Source organism: Oceaniglobus roseus (genome assembly GCF_002869745.1).
Classification (GTDB): Bacteria; Pseudomonadota; Alphaproteobacteria; order Rhodobacterales; family Rhodobacteraceae; genus Oceaniglobus; species Oceaniglobus roseus.
In genome coordinates, this window is sequence record NZ_PNOS01000008.1 from 98,010 (window position 1) to 114,892 (window position 16,883).

Annotated in this window: 13 protein-coding genes; 2 read left to right on the plus strand and 11 right to left on the minus strand. The window is 68.0% G+C overall.

Translation table 11 applies throughout. The features are described from left to right. Positions 1-3: 3 nt before the first annotated feature. From A7B20_RS06165 to tssA, 10 genes are all read right to left on the minus strand, one after another. Positions 4-2,199, minus strand: a complete 2,196-nt coding sequence (locus A7B20_RS06165; protein ID WP_102107684.1) for a type VI secretion system Vgr family protein — start codon at positions 2,197-2,199, stop codon at positions 4-6. A gap of 78 nt (positions 2,200-2,277) precedes the next feature. After that, positions 2,278-4,971 (minus strand): type VI secretion system ATPase TssH, encoded by a 2,694-nt coding sequence (gene tssH, locus A7B20_RS06170; RefSeq protein WP_102107685.1) that lies wholly within the window; start codon positions 4,969-4,971, stop codon positions 2,278-2,280. Beyond that, the gene (gene tssG, locus A7B20_RS06175) at positions 4,968-6,035 is read right to left on the minus strand and encodes a type VI secretion system baseplate subunit TssG (RefSeq protein ID WP_102107686.1); all 1,068 of its coding nucleotides are present in this window, start codon (positions 6,033-6,035) and stop codon (positions 4,968-4,970) included. Before tssG ends, tssH begins: the two co-directional genes overlap by 4 nt. Continuing rightward, positions 5,999-7,873, minus strand: a complete 1,875-nt coding sequence (gene tssF, locus A7B20_RS06180) for a type VI secretion system baseplate subunit TssF (protein ID WP_102107687.1) — start codon at positions 7,871-7,873, stop codon at positions 5,999-6,001. Before tssF ends, tssG begins: the two co-directional genes overlap by 37 nt. 4 nt (positions 7,874-7,877) lie before the next feature. Further along, positions 7,878-8,375: a type VI secretion system baseplate subunit TssE gene (gene tssE, locus A7B20_RS06185; protein WP_102107688.1), complete on the minus strand. Its 498-nt coding sequence runs from the start codon at positions 8,373-8,375 to the stop codon at positions 7,878-7,880. Beyond that, on the minus strand, positions 8,368-9,171 hold the full coding sequence (locus A7B20_RS06190; protein ID WP_102107689.1) for a type VI secretion system accessory protein TagJ: 804 nt from the start codon (positions 9,169-9,171) through the stop codon (positions 8,368-8,370). Before A7B20_RS06190 ends, tssE begins: the two co-directional genes overlap by 8 nt. Before the next feature lie 84 nt (positions 9,172-9,255). Further along, positions 9,256-9,744: an Hcp family type VI secretion system effector gene (locus tag A7B20_RS06195; RefSeq protein WP_102107690.1), complete on the minus strand. Its 489-nt coding sequence runs from the start codon at positions 9,742-9,744 to the stop codon at positions 9,256-9,258. Between the two features lie 85 nt (positions 9,745-9,829). Further along, complete coding sequence (gene tssC, locus A7B20_RS06200; RefSeq protein ID WP_102107691.1) at positions 9,830-11,320, minus strand: type VI secretion system contractile sheath large subunit; 1,491 nt, start codon at positions 11,318-11,320, stop codon at positions 9,830-9,832. A 21-nt stretch (positions 11,321-11,341) separates the two neighbouring features. Continuing rightward, positions 11,342-11,842: a type VI secretion system contractile sheath small subunit gene (tssB, locus tag A7B20_RS06205; protein ID WP_102107692.1), complete on the minus strand. Its 501-nt coding sequence runs from the start codon at positions 11,840-11,842 to the stop codon at positions 11,342-11,344. Between the two features lie 71 nt (positions 11,843-11,913). Continuing rightward, positions 11,914-12,939, minus strand: coding sequence for a type VI secretion system protein TssA (gene tssA / locus A7B20_RS06210; RefSeq protein ID WP_102107693.1), 1,026 nt, complete (start codon positions 12,937-12,939; stop codon positions 11,914-11,916). Positions 12,940-13,384: 445 nt separating this feature from the next. Here tssA and A7B20_RS06215 point away from each other — a divergent pair, with 445 nt between their 5' ends. Together A7B20_RS06215 and A7B20_RS06220 are read left to right on the plus strand one after the other, a co-directional pair. Then, entirely contained in the window at positions 13,385-14,512 is a 1,128-nt protein-coding gene (locus A7B20_RS06215) for an OmpA family protein (RefSeq protein WP_102107694.1), read from the plus strand. Positions 14,513-14,530: 18 nt separating this feature from the next. Then, positions 14,531-15,907: a caspase family protein gene (locus tag A7B20_RS06220; protein WP_102107695.1), complete on the plus strand. Its 1,377-nt coding sequence runs from the start codon at positions 14,531-14,533 to the stop codon at positions 15,905-15,907. A gap of 60 nt (positions 15,908-15,967) precedes the next feature. Here the strand turns inward: A7B20_RS06220 and A7B20_RS06225 are convergent. After that, positions 15,968-16,883: DUF4384 domain-containing protein (locus A7B20_RS06225; protein ID WP_216641175.1), on the minus strand; the 916-nt coding region annotated here is incomplete at its 5' end.

Genomic DNA, 16,883 nt, shown 5'->3' on the forward strand with positions numbered 1-16,883 from the left:
CTCCTAGTTGATCATCGTGATGCCGCCCTTCAGCATCAGCATGGCGCCGCCCTCGGTCTTGGTCATGAGACCGCCCTTCACCTCGGTCATCAGGCCGCCGTCGAGCTTCGCGGTCAGTCCGCCCTTGACCTCGGCCTGCATCCCGCCTTCCATCTTGGCCATCATCGCCCCCTTGATGGTCACGCCCATCTGGTCGATCTTGATCGAGCTGCCGCCGACCTTCAGTTCGATCGATTGCATCGCCTCCATGGTGATCTTGCCGAGGTCGCACTTCAGGGAGTAGTTCCCGAGGCCCAGCTTGGTGGTGACGTTGCCCATGTCGATCTTGTAGTCGACATTGCCCATCTTCACCTGGTGGTTCTCGTTCCCCATGTTGATGGTGTATTTCACGTCGCCCTGCTTCACCTCTTCCGTCAGGTTGCCGGTGATCGTGTTCGTGACATTGCCCTCGACCGTCTTCGTGCGGTCCTGCTTGATCGCGATGTCCTGCTTGCCCTTGGTGACCGTGAACTTGTGGTCGCCCTCCTTCAGCTCCTCGGTCAGGTGGTTGTGGACGGTCAGCGACATGTCGCCGTCCTTCTTCGTCTCCAGCCCCACCGTGATCTCGGCGTTGTTCTTGACGATCTGGCGATAGTTGCACTGCGCCTGGAAGCGGACCAGCTCCGAGCCCTTCTTGTCCTCGAACATCAGCTCGTTGAAGCCGCCACCGCCCTTCGAGGAGTTGGTCTTGATCCCGCTCTGGGTCTTGTTGGCGTCCAGGGCGTAGGGCGGCATGGTGTCGGCGTTGTAGAGCATGCCGATCACCAGCGGGCGGTCGGGGTTGCCTTCCTCGAACTGGACGACGACCTCCTGGCCGATCCGGGGAATGTGGATCATCCCCCAGTTCTTGCCGCTCCAGGGCGTCATCACCCGTACGAAGCACGACGACTTGTCGTCCTTCTTGCCCTGCCGGTCCCAGTGGAACTGGACCTTGACGCGGCCGTACTTGTCGGTGTGGATCTCCTCGCCCGAGGGACCGACGACGATCGCCGTCTGCACGCCCGCGATCTCGGGCCATGGCGTGACCAGCGGCGCGCGGTATTGGAGGTCCTTCGGGATCACGTCGAACAGGACGCGGTAGGGATCGTCGCCCGACAGCTCCGCGCTCAGCCCCTCGTCGAGCAGCGTGTCCGCCCCCTTCGGCGGGTTGTCGGCGTCGGTCAGGCGCATCAGGTGGGTGGCCCGCGTCATCATCCAGGCGCTGTTCTCGGTCTCGCGGCTGTGGTCGGCCAGGTCGAAGGTGCCGCCGACCGCCATGTAGCGGATGTTGGCGGCGCCGTGGGCGACGTGGTGGCGCACGGCCTCGGCCTCCATCCGGACCCGCGCGCGGACATCGCCGGCGGAGGTATCGCGAAAATGGCCGGGATAGCCGTAGGCCTCAAGATCCTCGGCCGGCTGGTCCCCGAGGGGGATCGCACTTGCGCCGCTCACGTCCGCCGTCGGCTTCTCGAAGTCGAAGTCCCAGAGCGTCACCTTCCCCGTCGTGCTGACCAGCCCCGCGCTCCACGAGAACACGTGCGCCCCGGCCCGGTGGCCCGACTGATCGAGCGCGCGGAACACGACGGGATCGATAAGCGGCATCGCGGCATGCGCTCCGGGGTCGTCGGCCAGCACCATCTTCTGCACGCCGTCCTTCATCTCGAAGAAGAAATAGACGCCCTCCTCTTCCAGAAGCCGCATGATGAAGGCCAGATCGGTCTCGCGGTACTGCACCGCGTAGTCGCGCGCCGGAAGAGTGGCGGAGATGCGGTTGTCCACGTTGCCCCAGAACCCGTAGTCCGACAGCACGCTCTGGACGATTTCTATGGTGGTTTTTTCCTGGAAGATGCGGTTCTCGCGCCTGCGGCTCAGGAACCAGAGCCAAGGCCGCAGCTCGGCGCGGTAATGGGCGACGCCCGTGGGCGCGCCCAGGAATTCCGCCGAGACGCAGAAGCCGGGATAGATGCGCGACAGGATCGCATTGCCCTCGATCACCTTGATCTGGGATCCGAGAAGCGCCTTCAGATCCACCTCGCGGTCGGTGCTGACGAATTCCAGCGTCGTCTCGGTCAGGAAATTGATGCCCTCCTCCACCCGCGCCCCGGTCAGGACGAGCGGCTTGGAGAAATCGCCTTCCATGCGGAGAACGCGCTTTTCCAGAATGTTCGGCAATGCGGGCATGATATGTCCTGACCTTGGTTGCGCGGTGCGCCCCGGGCCCCGGCGTCGATGCCGACGGGGCCCAGGGCGCCGCGGGATCTATTCGAAACGATAGGCGAAGGCGTGATCCTCGACAACGATCTCGACCTTCTCGACCGCCCGGCCCTCCATCATCCGGGTGAGGAACTCGGCCGAGATGTCGGGCAGCATGGTGTTGGTCACGATGGCGTCGATCATCCGTCCGCCGCTCTCCAGCTCCTGGCAGCGGCTCACGATCTCGTCCACGACGCCGTCGGTATAGCTGAACGGCACCTTGTGCGCCTGCATCACCCGCTTCTTGATCCGGTCAAGCTGCAGCCGCGTGATCTGCCCGATCATGTCGGGGCTGAGCGGGTAGTAGGGGATCGTCACCAGCCGGCCCAGCAGGGCGGGCGGGAAGATCTTCAGCAAGGGATCCCGCAGCGCCTTGGCCAGCCCCTCGGGGTCGGGCAGAAGCTCGGGGTCCGAGCACATGTCCATGATCAGCTCCGACCCGGCGTTGCTGGTCAGCAGGATCAGGGTGTTCTTGAAGTCGATCACCCGCCCCTCGCCGTCCTCCATCACGCCCTTGTCGAAGACCTGGAAGAAGATCTCGTGCACGTCGGGGTGCGCCTTCTCGACCTCGTCGAGCAGGACCACCGAATAGGGCTTGCGCCGCACCGCCTCGGTCAGCACGCCACCCTCGCCGTAGCCGACGTAGCCCGGAGGCGCGCCCTTCAGCGACGACACGGTGTGCGCCTCCTGGTACTCGGACATGTTGATCGTGATGACGTTCTGTTCGCCGCCGTACAGCACCTCGGCCAGCGCGAGCGCCGTCTCGGTCTTGCCGACGCCGCTGGTCCCCGCCAGCATGAACACCCCGATCGGCTTGTTCGGGTTGTCGAGCCCGGCGCGGCTGGTCTGGATGCGCTTGGCTATCATCTTCATCGCGTGGTCCTGGCCGATCACCCGCTTGGCAAGGTGGGATTCAAGGTTCAGCACCGTCTCGATCTCGTCGCGGACCATCCGGCCCACGGGAATGCCCGTCCAGTCGCCGATGACGCTCGCCACCGCCTGCGCATCGACGATGGGCAGGATCAGCGGGCTTTCTCCCTGCAACGCGGTCAGCTCGGCATTCTTCGCCTTCAGCTCGTCCAGCATCTTCGCCCGCTCTTCACCGGACAGCGGGCTCGCCGCGTCGCTCGCCGTTTCGGTCGAAGCGCCGCCCTCGCGCAGCTTGGCGCGCAGGTCGAGGATCTTCTCCACGATGGCCTTCTCGGCCTCCCACCGCCCCGTCAGCTCGTCCAGCCGCGCCTGTTCGCTGGCCTTCATCTCCTCGATCACCATCTTGCGGTCCGCGGCGTCGTAGCCGGCGGTCTCGTCCCGCCCGATGATCTCGAGCTCGGTGTTCAGCGCGTCGATCCGCTTCCGCGCATCGTCCACCTCGGCGGGCGTCGCGTACTGCGACACCGCCACCCGGGCCGAGGCGGTGTCGCGCACCGACACCGACTTGTCCGGCAACTGCCGCGCGGGGATGTAGCGGGCCGAGAGCGTCACCGCCGCCTCGATCCCCTCGTCGAGGATCTGCACCTTGTGGTGCTTCTCCAGCATCGACGCGATGCCGCGCATCATCAGGATCGCCTTGTCGGTCGACGGCTCGTCCACCTGGATCACCTGGAAGCGGCGGGTCAGCGCCGGGTCCTTCTCGATGTACTTCTTGTACTCGGCGAAGGTCGTCGCGCCGATGGTGCGAAGCGTGCCGCGCGCCAGCGCGGGCTTCAGCAGGTTCGCCGCATCCCCCGTGCCCGCCGCACCCCCGGCGCCGACCAGCGTGTGCGTCTCGTCGATGAACATCACGATGGGCGTCGTGCTGGCCTGAACCTCGTCGATGACCGAGCGCAGGCGGTTCTCGAACTCGCCCTTCATCGACGCGCCCGCCTGCAGGAGCCCCACGTCCAGCACCAGCAGCCGCGCGCCCTGAAGCGCGGGCGGCACGTCGCCCCGCGCGATCCGAAGCGCGAAGCCCTCGACCACCGCCGTCTTGCCGACGCCCGCCTCGCCGGTCAGGATCGGGTTGTTCTGCCGCCGCCGCATCAGCACGTCGACGATCTGCCGGATCTCCTCGTCCCGTCCCATGATCGGGTCGATCTTGCCATCCCGCGCCTGCTGGGTCAGGTCGGTGCAGAACTGCTTCAGCGCCTCTTCCTTGCCCATCTGCGCCGGCGACCGCGCCCCCGACGCCTCGCCCGGCTCGACCCCGCCGCCGGTGGAGGAGCCGTCCTGCGGGCTCAACCGGTCCTCGGGCGAACCGTCTGTAATGTGGTGGAAATTCTCCGCCAGGTCGTCGGCCTTCACCTTCCCGAACTCGCCCGAGATGTTCAGCAGGCCACCGCGCAGGCCCGGCGTCTTCAGCATCCCCAGCAGCAGGTGCCCCGTCCTGACCTGGTTCGACGAGTACAGAAGCGAGCCATAGACCCACGCCCGCTCCATCGCGTCCATCAGGTGCGCCGACAGGTCGGAAATCGAGGTCGCGCCCCGCGGCAGCGCATCCAGCGCCTTCTGCATGTCGGCGGCCACGCGCGAGGGGTCGAGGTCGTAGTGCTTCATGATCTTCAGGATGTCGTTGTCCTGGCCCTGCAGGATCTGCGCCAGCCAGTGCACGATCTCGACGTAGGGGTTGCCCCGCATCTTGCAGAACACGGTGGCCCCCTCGATGGCCTGGTATCCGACCTTGTTGAGCTTGCCGAAAAGGGCAACCCGGCTGATTTCCGTCATCTCATCACTCCCCTGCCGGCGTCTTGCGGAACCGTCCCGCGCGCCATGTCCATCGCCGCGGCGGGCGAGAGATACAGATCGCCCGCATCCCCGCCGCCGCGCGTTCCGATCCAGCTGGTCTGCCCCAGCCGCGTATCCGCCCCGAGCCGCGCCGCCGGAACCTCCTCCTCCCGGAGCACCAGGTTCACGTCCCAGTCGAGCGCGTCGCCGACATAGGAGCGCACCAGCGCCCGGAGCCGCGGCAGCGCCGCGCCGCCGGGCAGGAGGCCCGTGTATTCCTCCATCCCCATCGGCCCGATGCGGATGCGGAACTTGGACGAGCGCGACCAGACCCTGTCGCCGATGCTGGTCGCCTGCCCCAGCCCCGCCCGCGCGCCGAGCCGCCAGCGGTCGTCGGGTTCGAGCTCCAGCCAGGAGCCGATGAACTGCTCGATCGTCACCGGCACCCGGAAGAAGGCCGAGACCATCGCGCCGAGGCCCGCCGCGTTCTTCGCGCGCCGCGCGAGGTGCCCCGCGAAGTGCCGCCGCGCCACATCGGGCGCCGCGTCCCGGTCGCGCATGTTCCGCCCCGCGACCCCCGCGAGCGCGGCGACCTTGCGCTCCATCGTGTCGTTCGGACCCCGGTCCAGCCCCGGCGCGGGCTGGCCGGTGGTCCAGGCGCGGTAGAGCAGGCTCAGCAGCCGGTGCGTCAGCATGTCGGCGAAGGCGATGAAGGTCGGGTCGCGGTGGTTGCGCTGCCGGTCCCGCGCGTATTCCGTCAGGTGCGCGGGCAGCGGACCGTGGGGCCCGAACAAGCCGAAGAACAGGTTGGTCAGCGTCGCGGGCCGCCCGTCCGTCGCGCCGCGGTAGCGGTGCACCGTCGTCGGCGCGAAGGCCATCGTCGCCTCCTGCCCCAGCCGCACCCGGTCCTCGCGCGGGCGCCGCGACTCGCCGAGGCGCGGCGCGTCGGAATGTTGCGCCTCGAGGATGCGCAGAGCGAGGAAGATGTGGTATCGCCCGGGGTCCCGGCTGAGGCCTTCGAGATGGCTCAGAGGATGCGACCCAGGCCCTGGTCCGGCCGCCATCGTGCGACGTCTCCGCGTTGTTGGGATTTCAGTACGGTTTCGGTGAATGAATTGATCGAGACGTAATTGGTGAAGAACCGCTCCAGCACCGAGGCCAGGAGATAGGCCGAGCTGCCCTCGAACTGGTCCTCGTCGCAGGTCAGCACGATCTGGAGCCCGCGCACCGCCGTCGACAGCGCACCGTCGCTGATGCGGCGCACGATCGGCCGGCTTTCGACCTTCACGATCCCCTCCAGGAGCTTCGCCACGGCCCGGTCCCCGGTGGGCGCGTAAAGCCCGATCAGCTCGCGCAGGGCCTCGGCCCCGGTGCCGCCCTCGGTGTCGGCGATCGAGAGGTAGTTCAGCGACAGGTGGCTGATGAGCTTCCACGCCGTTTCGCCCTGCGCCATGGTCGGGCGCGGCCGGGTCGGCGGAACGGGCGTGCGGATCGCCTTCACCGGCCCGCCGTCGGGCAGGTGGAAGACGTCCGAGCCGCCGGTCGGCAGCAGCATCGGCAGGTCGCGGTTCGTCACCATCGCCCGCACGTCGAGCTGCACCAGCCCCGGCGGGTAAGGCGCGTTCTTCATGTCGACGAGCGACAGGTACATCTCCGAGCCAAGGTAGTTGGTGCGCGTCGCCTTCAGCCGCTCGCGCTCGGTCCGCTGGCGCATCTTGCGCGACTGGGCATAGAAGGCGCTGCCCCCGCCCGAGGCGGCCGTGAAGGCGTCGGCGGAATAGAAGGCGCGGAACGGCACGTCCTCCTCGCCCGCGGCGCCGATCCCGGTGACCGAGAGGATCGAGAACACCTCGAAGTTCAGCGGCGCCGTGCGGTCGACGATCACATGCTGCTCGGCGTCGGCGGTGGTGATCCTGACCCGGTCGCAGCGCTTCTCGAAGAGGTTGATCGCGGGCACGCAGTTCAGCTGGAACGCTTCGGGCGACACGCCGCTGGCCACGGCCGGGTTGCCGTTCCTGAACAGGACGTAAAGGTCCATCTCGTCGCTCTCGCAGCGGGCGAGGCCACGGCCGAGCCCGAGGATGTCGGCGAAGTGGAACCGCTCGGGCATCGCGAAGTATTCCTGCAGCAGCCGGTAGCCGTCGAGCGCCCGGCGCGGCGTCGGCAGCAGCGCCTCGTCGCGCGCATATCCCTTCGGCACCACCCCGCCCGAGAGCGGCACCGCCCAGTCCGCCCGCCGGTCGGTCGAGCGTGCCACGACCCCGTCGCAATCGGCGCAGAACAGCTCGTGCAGCTTGCCGCCAAGGGGACCGAGCCCGCCGAGGAACAGGCTCAGCCGGTCCATCGGCAGCTCTCCGAGCGGCGCGCCGCCGGGCCGGCGCAGGCGCAGCCGGATCGCCGCCCGCGCCTCGTGATCGAAGGTCACGCCCGCCGCCACCAGTTCGCCCCGGCCGTCGATGTACTCGGCCTCGACGATCTCGACCGGCCAGAGCGTGATCTCGTGGGCGGTGCGGAACATGCAGGCCGTCTGCGTCCCCTCCGCGGGCACCGAGCGCAGGGCAGTTCCCCGGGGCAGCACGGCGCCCGCCGCCAGCGAGGCGTTGGCGAGGTCCGGCTGCAACTGCGCCACCATCATCGAGGGCGTCGGCGCCATCAGCTGCGGGTAGACGATGTCGAGCAGGTGCGAGGTGAAGGCCGGGTACTGGAGCTCGAGTTCCAGCTGCACCCGCGCGGTCAGGAAGGCCGTGCCCTCCAGCAGCCGCTCGACGTAGGGATCCAGCACCTCGGTCCCGTCCATGCCGAGCCGCGCCGCCACCTTCGGATAGCTCGCCGCGAACTCCGCGCCCATCTCGCGCAGGAAGGTCAGCTCGGATTCGTAATGGCGCAGGAGACGGGTGTCCATGGCCTCAGCCCTCCGCCTCCAGCTGGATCTCGCCCGTGGTCACGTCGATCTCGCTGCGCAGGTACAGCTCCAGCGGGATCGGCTCGGCCCACATGTCGGCGACGATGTCGAAGCTGACGATTCCCACCTTCTTCGCCGCGTCCTTCCTCTGGACGATGTCGAGCGTGCCCTCGTTCAGCCGCGGTTCGAACCGGCGGATCGCCTGCTGCATCGAACGGCGGATCAGGTGCGCCCGCTCCTCGGTCGAATGCAGCCCCGAGACGTCGCGCACTCCGTAGTTCAGCACCGACTCGGTGGTGTGCGGATAGGCCTCCGGATCCAGCTCGGTCTCCAGGTTGTTGGCGTTCAGAAGCCAGGACAGGTCGCGGCGCACGATGTCGCGCAGGCGATTGATGTCGATCACACGGCGGTCGCGGCTCTCCGTCGCCTTGTCGGGCTCGTGGTCCGTCAGCCGGTCCAGCAGCGACGGTTGCAGCCGCTCGGTGATGGTGCGGTCAGCCACCTTGACCGTCCAGGACGAGGCTGCGCAGGTCCATCAGAGCGGTGTCGCCTGCGGGCGTCGCCAGCAGCCGCTGGCCGATCCCGGTGAAGGTGTCGTGGCCCGCGTCCGTCCAGTCGGTGCGCCGCGACAGCTTCTGCGCGTCATCGCCGCGCTCGGCCGTCCCGGCATAGCGGGTGGGGATCAGCGCCACGGTGTCGCCGCCGTTGTGCAGGGTCAGATGCGCCGCGCTCCAGACGCAGTCGCGCAGGTCCTCGGGCGGCTCGACGGTCAGCTTCGCGATCGCGGTGAAGGGCATCCAGTAGTAGCGGCCGTTCACGATGATCTCGAACAGCGGCCCGAGCCGCATGTCGGCGTCGGCGATCCAGTCGAAACGGCTGCCGTTGATCTCGCCCCCCGCCGCCGGGGCCAGGTCGAAGGCACGCGCCCGCAGATCGGCCGCACGTCCGCCCTCGCCCGCGGCGAAGGCCTTCAGCGCCTCGATCATCAGCGCCACCCACTCGGCGGGTTCGCCGAAGACCAGCGGTTCCTTCTCGCCCGCGAAGACCTTCTCGCGGAAGACCTCGCAGATGATCGCCTCGCGGTAGGTCTGCGCCATCGGCAGCGCCTTGGCGTCGAGCTCGGCACAGAGCTTCAGCTGGGTGATCGCCCGCTTCCAGTCGCCCGTGACGCAGAGCAGCTGGAACAGGAAGACCCGCAGCCTGGCGTCGGCCGGTTTCGCGCGCACCTGGTCCTGGAGGGCCTTCAGGGCCCCAGACAGGTCGCCCGCCTTCAGGAGTTCGTTGGCCTCGGCGCTCAAGGTGAATACCTCGGATCGGAATGACTTCGGAATGGGAAACCCGGCCGCCGGGGCCTCGCCCGGCGGCCGGAAGCCTTGCGACGATCAGAGCGCCTCGGCGCCGGCGATGTCGTACTTGAACTGGACCTGGCCCTTCTCCGCGCCCTTCTTGTCCTGCTCCTTGTAGAGCACGTCGAAGGCGCCGAAGTTGATCGAGAAGTTGACCGTCAGCCGGTCCTCGCCGCCCGAACCGCCCGTGGAGACCGAGGTGATGATGCAGTCCGAGAGGGTGTAGGTGATGTATTCCAGCGGGGTGTCACCGGCCTTGCGGCAGGTCAGGGTGATCTTCTCGTGGTGGGTGCCCTTGGTGCAAGACTTCATCAGCTCGTGGGTCGACTTCTCGTAATAGGTCGTGCAGCTGAGGTCCTGGAAATTGGCCTTGCCCGCGCCCGAGCCGCCGCCCATGTGGGTCGTGCCGCTGTTGGACATGCCCCAGGACCAGGCGAGGATATCCAGCTCGCCGCCGTGAACCTTGTCCTGGGCCTCGCCACCGACGGCGGGGCCTTCGATCTTCAGAAACATGTCGACAGCCATGTCGAACTCTCCTTCCTTGAAATGCGGCCGATGCGACCGACTGGGTTAAGATCCCGGAGCGGCACCCGCCGCCCCGGGGACGAATTCACTTTTCCGACGGCAGCTTGCTGACCAGGCGCAGAGAGACCGACAGCCCCTCGAGCTGGTAGTGCGGACGGAGGAAAAATTTCGAGGTGTAATAGCCGGGGTTGCCCTCGACCTCCTCGACGACCACCTCGGCCGCCGAGAGCGGACGCCGCGCCTTCGTCGCTTCGGACGAGGTTTCGGGCGTGCCGTCCACGTAGTTCAGGATCCAGCTGTTCAGCCACTTCTCCATGTCGGCGCGCGACTTGAACGAGCCGATCTTGTCGCGGACCATGCACTTCAGGTAGTGGGCGAAGCGGCAGGTCGAGAACAGGTAGGGCAGCCGCGCCGCGAGGTTGGCGTTGGCCGTGGCATCCGGATCGTCGTACTCGGCGGGCTTGTGCAGCGACTGGGCGCCGATGAACGCCGCCATGTCGGTGTTCTTGCGGTGTATCAGCGGCATGAAGCCCAGCTTCGCCAGTTCCGCCTCGCGCCGGTCCGAGATGCCGATCTCGGTCGGGCACTTCATGTCCACGCCGCCGTCGTCGGTCGGGAAGGTGTGGGTCGGCAGGTTCGCCACCGTACCGCCCGATTCAACGCCGCGGATCCGCGAACACCAGCCGTATTCCTTGAACGACCGGTTGATGTTGGTCGCCATGCCGTAGGCCGCGTTGACCCAAGCGAACTTGTCGCCGCCGCCCTCGGTCGTGTCCTCCTCGAAGGCGAACTCCTCGACCGGGTTCTGCTTTGCGCCATAGGGCTGGCGGCCCAGGAAGCGCGGCATGGCCAGGCCGATGTACTTGCTGTCCTCGCTGTCGCGCAGCGACTTCCAGGCGGCATATTCCGGCGTGCTCATGATCTTGGCCAGATCGCGCGGATTGGCCAGCTCCTGCCAGCTCTCGAAGTTCAGCAGCGACGGATCCGCGCCGGTGATGAAGGGCGCGTGGGCCGCCGCCGCCACCTTCGCCATCTCGCCCAGAAGCTCGACGTCCGGGGCGGAGTGGTTGAAGTGGTAGTCACCCACCAGACAGCCGAACGGCTCGCCGCCGAACTGGCCGAATTCCTCTTCGTAGAGCTTCTTGAAGATCGGCGACTGATCCCAGGCGGCGCCCTTGAACTTCTTCAGAGTCTTGTGGAGATCCTTCTTCGAGATGTTCATCACCCGGATCTTCAGCTGCTCGTCGGTCTCGGTGTTGTTGACCAGGTGATGCAGCCCCCGCCAGGCCGATTCCAGCTGCTGGAAGTCCTCGTGGTGGATGATCAGGTTGACCTGGTCCGACAGCTTCTTGTCGATCTCGGCGATCATCGCGCTGATCGAGTGCAGCACGTCGTCGGAGATCAGCGAGGTGTGCTCCAGCGCCTGCGCGGCCAGCGTCTTCACCGCGTTCTCGACCGCCGTCTTGGCATTGTCCGAGCGCGGCTTGAATTCCTTCTGCAGCAGCGAGGCGAAGTCGCCCTCGGTGGTTTCGGTTGCGCCGCCTTGGGCTTCGGCCTGGGTTGCTTCTTCAGCCATGTTCTTCCTCCTCCCGGTCTCTTATTCTTCGTCCTTGGGCGCCGGAGAGGCGGCCAGGGATTTCAGCAGTTCGGGGTTGTTCATGGTCGAGGCGATCAGCTCTTCCGCGCCCGGCTTCCCGTCCATGTAGCTCATCAGGTTGCTGAGCTCCTCGCGGGCCTCCAGCAGCTTCCTCAGCGGCTCGACCTTGCGGGCCACGGCGGCGGGCGAGAAGTCGTCCATGCTCTCGAAGGAGATGTCGACCGACATGTTGCCCTCGCCGGTCAGCGCGTTCGGAACCGAGAACGCGGCGCGCGGCTTCATCGCCTTCATGCGGCTGTCGAAGTTGTCGACGTCGATCTCCAGGAACTTGCGGTCGGCGATGCCGGGCTGCGGGACTTCGGACTTGCCGGCGAGGTCGGACATGACCCCCATGACGAACGGCAGCTGGACCTTCTTCTCGGCCCCGTAGAGTTCCACATCGTACTCGATCTGGACCCTCGGCGCGCGGTTACGGGCGATGAATTTCTGCGAACTGGACATTGCTGTCTCCCTGTCGGTGTCTCGTGAGTGAAGCGCGTTGTGCAATCAGTAGCTCTTGCCTTGACCCGAAGTCACTCCGGGTTTTCCATACCTCCGATCAGATTGACATTTTCCACCCCGAGGGGGGCCAAGTCGTTGACGATGGTCATGAAATCTGCGCCCACCAGTCGCCGCGCGCGCTTCAGCAGCAGCGGCAGAGGGCTCGAGGGTTCCTGCTCCTCGTAATACTTCAGGATCCTGTCGATGGCCTGCTCGACATCCTTGCGCGAGGCGATGGCGCCGCTCGGACGCGCGGCGGCGGCTCCGGCCCCGGCAGGGCCGGCCGCGACCGGCGCGGCTTCCGCCCCGTCCTCCGCCGCGGGCGCCGCCTCCTCGCCGACCTCCTCCGTCAACCGCGCCGTCGCCCGCTTCAGGAGCGTCACCAGCGGGTCGAGCGAGGGGCCCTGCCCCGGCGTCTTCGCATCGAACACCGCGTTGATCGCCAGCACGTCCTCCAGCGCCTGTCTCGCCGCGTCGCGCGTCGCCTTCAGCGTCTCGGGGTCGGTGTCCTGGAACGCCGCGCCGACCGATTGCGCCGTCGGCACGTTCTCCATGTCCGCGGGCGGCGAGGCCTCGCCCTCGGCGATGGCGATGTCGCGCAGCGACATCCGCCCGAAGGACCGGCTTTCCGTCAGAGGCGCGTTGCGCACGGCCTTCAGCACGGTCTGCGGGTCGGCCAGCCCCAGCACCGCGTTCACGCGTTCGGTCGGATCGTCGTCGTCGTCGGCGTCGAGCTGCGGATGGCAGGTGTCCCAGAACTCGGTCAGGCAGGTGCGGATGTACGCCGTCGCCTCGGCCAGCCCCGGCAGGCCGTGGATCCGCACCGCGCCGTAGCCGTAGAGCACCGCCGCGCGCAGGTCGTGGCTCTGCTCCAGGACCTTCTGCGCCGCCTCGACGATGGGCTTCGGGCTCGGCTCGGCGCCCGGCAGGATCTCGTTTCCCGCCTGCCGCTCCTCCTCGGGCTGGGCGGCCAGCTGCAACGCGGTGAACAGTGGATCGTATTCGAGGTTCTCGCCGCTCGGGGCATCGTCGCCGAAGGAAGAGATCGAGATCGCCACGGGATACCTCCAGGTTGGCCGACCCCGGCGGAAAGACCGGGACCGTTCGAGACAGCCGAGGGGCCGTGTACCGAAGGATCACCCGCAAATCCGCCCCCGGAACCCGGCGCGGAAATGGCGCCCCGTCCGGATGAAAAAATCTTCAAGTGCCTGGGAACCCGCGCCCGACCACTGGCGCTGACGTTAGGACAGGGTATTTCTCAAATCAATACCTTGCACCGCCTTCCGCATGCTCGGGACGCGCCGATCGCCGGGTCCGGCGTCTTGCGGCGGCCCGATCGCCGGGCCGGCCGGTCCGCCCTCGCCCGCAAGGTCGACGCGGCGAGCCGAAGCGTGGCCCTGCAACCGCAGGAGGGTATGGAATCGCCTGCCTCGCCGGAAGTTTCCCGACACGGGACGCTCTGTTATGCTATGCCCATTGCAGCAAGATCATCGCGAGGATTTCATGTCACCGATTTCCACCCTGCGCCGCGATTTCGGCACCGCCGCCCTCCTTCTGTCGCTCTGCCTCGCCGGGGGCGCCGGGGCCCAGCCCTCGCCCTTCGCCAGCGGCTGGACCCTGACCCCCGATTCATCGGCCCTGCGGTTCCAGTCGGTGAAGAACGACACCAAGGTCGAAGTCAGCAGCTTCGCCACCTTCTCGGGCACCATCGACCCGCAGGGCCAGGCGACGGTCGAGGTGCTGCTCGACTCGGTCGACACCAAGGTCGACCTCAGGAACGTGCGGATGCGGTTCCTGATGTTCGAGACCTTCCAGTATCCCAAGGCCACGATCACGACAACGATCGACCCCGCCCTGCTGGACGACCTGCCCTCGGTGCGCCGCAAGACGGTGAGCCTGCCCTTCACCCTGGACCTGCACGGCGTGACGAAGGAGCAGACGGCCGAGGTGGCGATCACGCTCCTCAGCGACGACATGGTGTCGGTCGCCTCGGCCACGCCGATCTCGGTCGCGACCGCGGACTACAACCTCGACAACGGCATCCGCAAGCTGGAGGAGGCCGCCAACGTCAAGATCGTGCCCTCCGCCACCGTCAGCTTCGACTTCATCTTCTCGCGCAACACGCCGCTCGGGAATGCCGTTACCGCCGCCACCCCGGCCCCGGCCCCGGCGACACCCGCACCGGCACCGGCCGCCCCGGCGGCGACGGCCACCCCGGCCGCGGCCCCTGCCAGCGCCGCGCTGGAGACGGCGGGCAACTTCGACCTCGAGGCCTGCGTCGGCCGGTTCGAGATCCTGTCGCGCACCGACAACATCAACTTCACCCCGGCCAGCGCCCGTCTGGATCCGCAGAGCAACTTCCTGCTCGACAGCATCGTCGACATCGTCCGCCGCTGCCCCGGCCTGAAGATCGAGGTCGGCGGCCATACCGACAGCCTGGGCAGCGATGCAACGAACCAGGCGCTTTCCGAACGGCGCGCCCAAACGGTGACACAATATCTTGTCAGTCACGGCGTCGACGCATCGCAGCTGGTCAGTGTCGGCTATGGCGAATCGCGCCCGGTCGCAGACAACGCGACGCGCGAGGGGCAACGCCGCAACCGCCGGATAGAATTCGCGGTGCTGAACTGAAACGGGCAGAGAACCGACATGAGAGATAGCTGTACTGCATTCCGCCTGCTTGCACGTCCGGCCGCCACCCTGGCCGGCCTTGTCGTCGCCGCGGCGACCCTCCTCGGGGCGCCGGCAACCGCCCGCGCCGAGCTGCGCCTCGCCGCCGCGGCCGAGAATCGGCTGGCCCTCGTCGTCGGCAACAGCAGCTACGAGAACGTCACCGCGCTGGACAATGCCGCCGCCGATGCCGAGCGTATCGCCTCCGCGCTGGAGACGGCGGGCTTCCAGGTGACCAAGCTGCTGAACGCCGGGCAGGCCGAGATGAACCTCGCCATCGCCCGCTTCGGCCGCTCGCTGCGCGACGGCGGGGCGGACACGGTGGGGCTGTTCTACTATGCCGGGCACGGGGTGCAGTCCTTCGGCACGAACTACCTGCTGCCGGTGGACGTCACCCTGACCGATGCCGCCGACCTGCCGCTGGTCGGCGTCAACGCCGAGGCGGTGCTGAGGCAGATGAACTCGGCCAGCAACGTCACCAACATCGTGATCCTCGATGCCTGCCGCGACAATCCCTTCGTCTCGATCCGCTCGCTCGACGATCCGGGCCTGGCCGAGATGCGCGCCCCGACCGGCACCTTCCTCGCCTATTCCACCGCGCCCGGCGAAGTGGCGCTGGACGGCGTGGACGGCAACAGCCCCTTCACCGCGGCGCTGGCCGAGCGGATCCCCGAACCCGGCGTACCGATCGAGCAGCTGTTCAAGTCGGTGCGGAACGCGGTCCTCCAGGCCACGAACGGCGCGCAGACGCCCTGGGACACCTCGTCGCTGACGCGCAACTTCACCTTCGTGGCCGCCCCGGCCCCGAGCGCGGCGGCGCAGCCGCGCGTCCCCGCCGATGCCGAGCGCGAGATGTTCGCGAAGGCCCAGGCGGAGGGCACGATCGAGGGATATTCCGCCTATCTCGGCTCCTACCCCACCGGGATCTACGCCGAGATCGCGAGCCTAGAACTGGCGATCCTGCGGGCGCAGAAGGCGAAGGCGGCGCTGACGCCGCAACCCGAGGCCCCCGCCGTCGCGGCCGCGCCCGAGGCGCACCAGTCCCTGCCCGAGATCGCCCAGCCGGTCACCTTCACCTCGACGCTGACCGCCGGCGGCGAGGGCGTCACCGGCAGGTCGCTCGAAGAGATCATCAAGGGCTCGCCCCTGTTCCCGCCGATCGAGGGACTGCCGGACGAGGTCTGGAAGGACAAGCATTGCAGCGACTGCCACCACTGGGAGGCCGAGAACCTCTGCACCCAGGCGCAGACCTACACGCTCGCCAGCGCCGCGCGCGCGCTCAGCAAGGAGCATCCGCTGGGCGGCGGATTCAAGGCGACACTCAGGAAATGGGCCGAGGGCGGCTGCCCGCAATAGCGCGGGGACGGCAGCCTTTCATCGGGGCAGCGGGGGCACGGTCGGCCCTTTTCGCGGGGGTCAGGACCGCGGCGCGATGGTGACGAAGACGTAGAACCATTCGCCCCGAAACCCCGGGTCCGCGGCCCGCGCCGCCGCCACCCGCGCCTTCAGGAACTCGAGGTAGGGCCCCGCCGGTTCGCTGAGCGGCCGGACGCCATCGTAGAGCGGCACCGACGACGCGAAGGCCGCCAGCACCTCCTGCCCGAAGGGTGGTGCGGCGTCGAAGACCAGCGGAAGGCTGCCGTCCGCCGCGCTGCCGACATAGACCGCGCCCTGCGCCTCCACGATCCGCGGCGCCACCGTCTCGTTCGGCTGGAGGTGCAGAACCGTTCCCGAGGCGTCGAAGTAATCGACGTAGAAGTAGGCCGGGTAATCGGCGCCGAGCAGGGTGAAGGCCATCCGCTGCCCCTCCTCGAAGCGGATCTCGGCCACCTGCGTCGCCGCGCCGATCACCGTCGGATCGCCGTACTGGTCGTCGGACTGCGCAAGGCCCACCGCGCCGATGTCCGACAGCACGCCGCAGACCGGGCGGGGCAGGATCCGCACCGCCTCGGTCACCGGGATCGAACTGCCGAGCTGCGCCCGGAGCGCCGCCAGCACCGGCGCCCGCAGCCCCTCCTCGGGGATGTGGCCGCGCAGCTCCAGACGGCCGGTCTCGGGGTCGAACTCCGTCCTCAGCCGCGCGCAGGGAACCGAGGCGAGCAGCCCGCCGATGGCATCGCGCACCCGCTCCCCCTCGCCCGCCGCCCGGTCGCCGGGCCGGGCGAAGGCCTGGATCGCGGCGAGCGAGACCGGATCCACCGTCCCCTCCCCGCTCCAGGCCAGCGCCGCCGTCTGTCGGGTCCCTTCCGGCACCGACACTGCCGCCGGTCGCGCCAGTGCGCCGCTGCCCTGTGCGCCCAGGGCCTGCCCTTCGGCCCGCCCGGCCCGCGCC

Coding starts and splice junctions, on each gene's coding strand:
- tssB (WP_102107692.1), bottom strand. CDS start 11,842: ATGTCCAGTTCGCAGAAATTCATCGCCCGTAACCGCGCGCCGAGGGTC.
- A7B20_RS06165 (WP_102107684.1), bottom strand. CDS start 2,199: ATGCCCGCATTGCCGAACATTCTGGAAAAGCGCGTTCTCCGCATGGAA.
- A7B20_RS06220 (WP_102107695.1), top strand. CDS start 14,531: ATGAGAGATAGCTGTACTGCATTCCGCCTGCTTGCACGTCCGGCCGCC.
- tssC (WP_102107691.1), bottom strand. CDS start 11,320: ATGGCTGAAGAAGCAACCCAGGCCGAAGCCCAAGGCGGCGCAACCGAA.
- tssG (WP_102107686.1), bottom strand. CDS start 6,035: ATGGCGGCCGGACCAGGGCCTGGGTCGCATCCTCTGAGCCATCTCGAA.
- tssF (WP_102107687.1), bottom strand. CDS start 7,873: ATGGACACCCGTCTCCTGCGCCATTACGAATCCGAGCTGACCTTCCTG.
- tssH (WP_102107685.1), bottom strand. CDS start 4,971: ATGACGGAAATCAGCCGGGTTGCCCTTTTCGGCAAGCTCAACAAGGTC.
- A7B20_RS06195 (WP_102107690.1), bottom strand. CDS start 9,744: ATGGCTGTCGACATGTTTCTGAAGATCGAAGGCCCCGCCGTCGGTGGC.
- A7B20_RS06215 (WP_102107694.1), top strand. CDS start 13,385: ATGTCACCGATTTCCACCCTGCGCCGCGATTTCGGCACCGCCGCCCTC.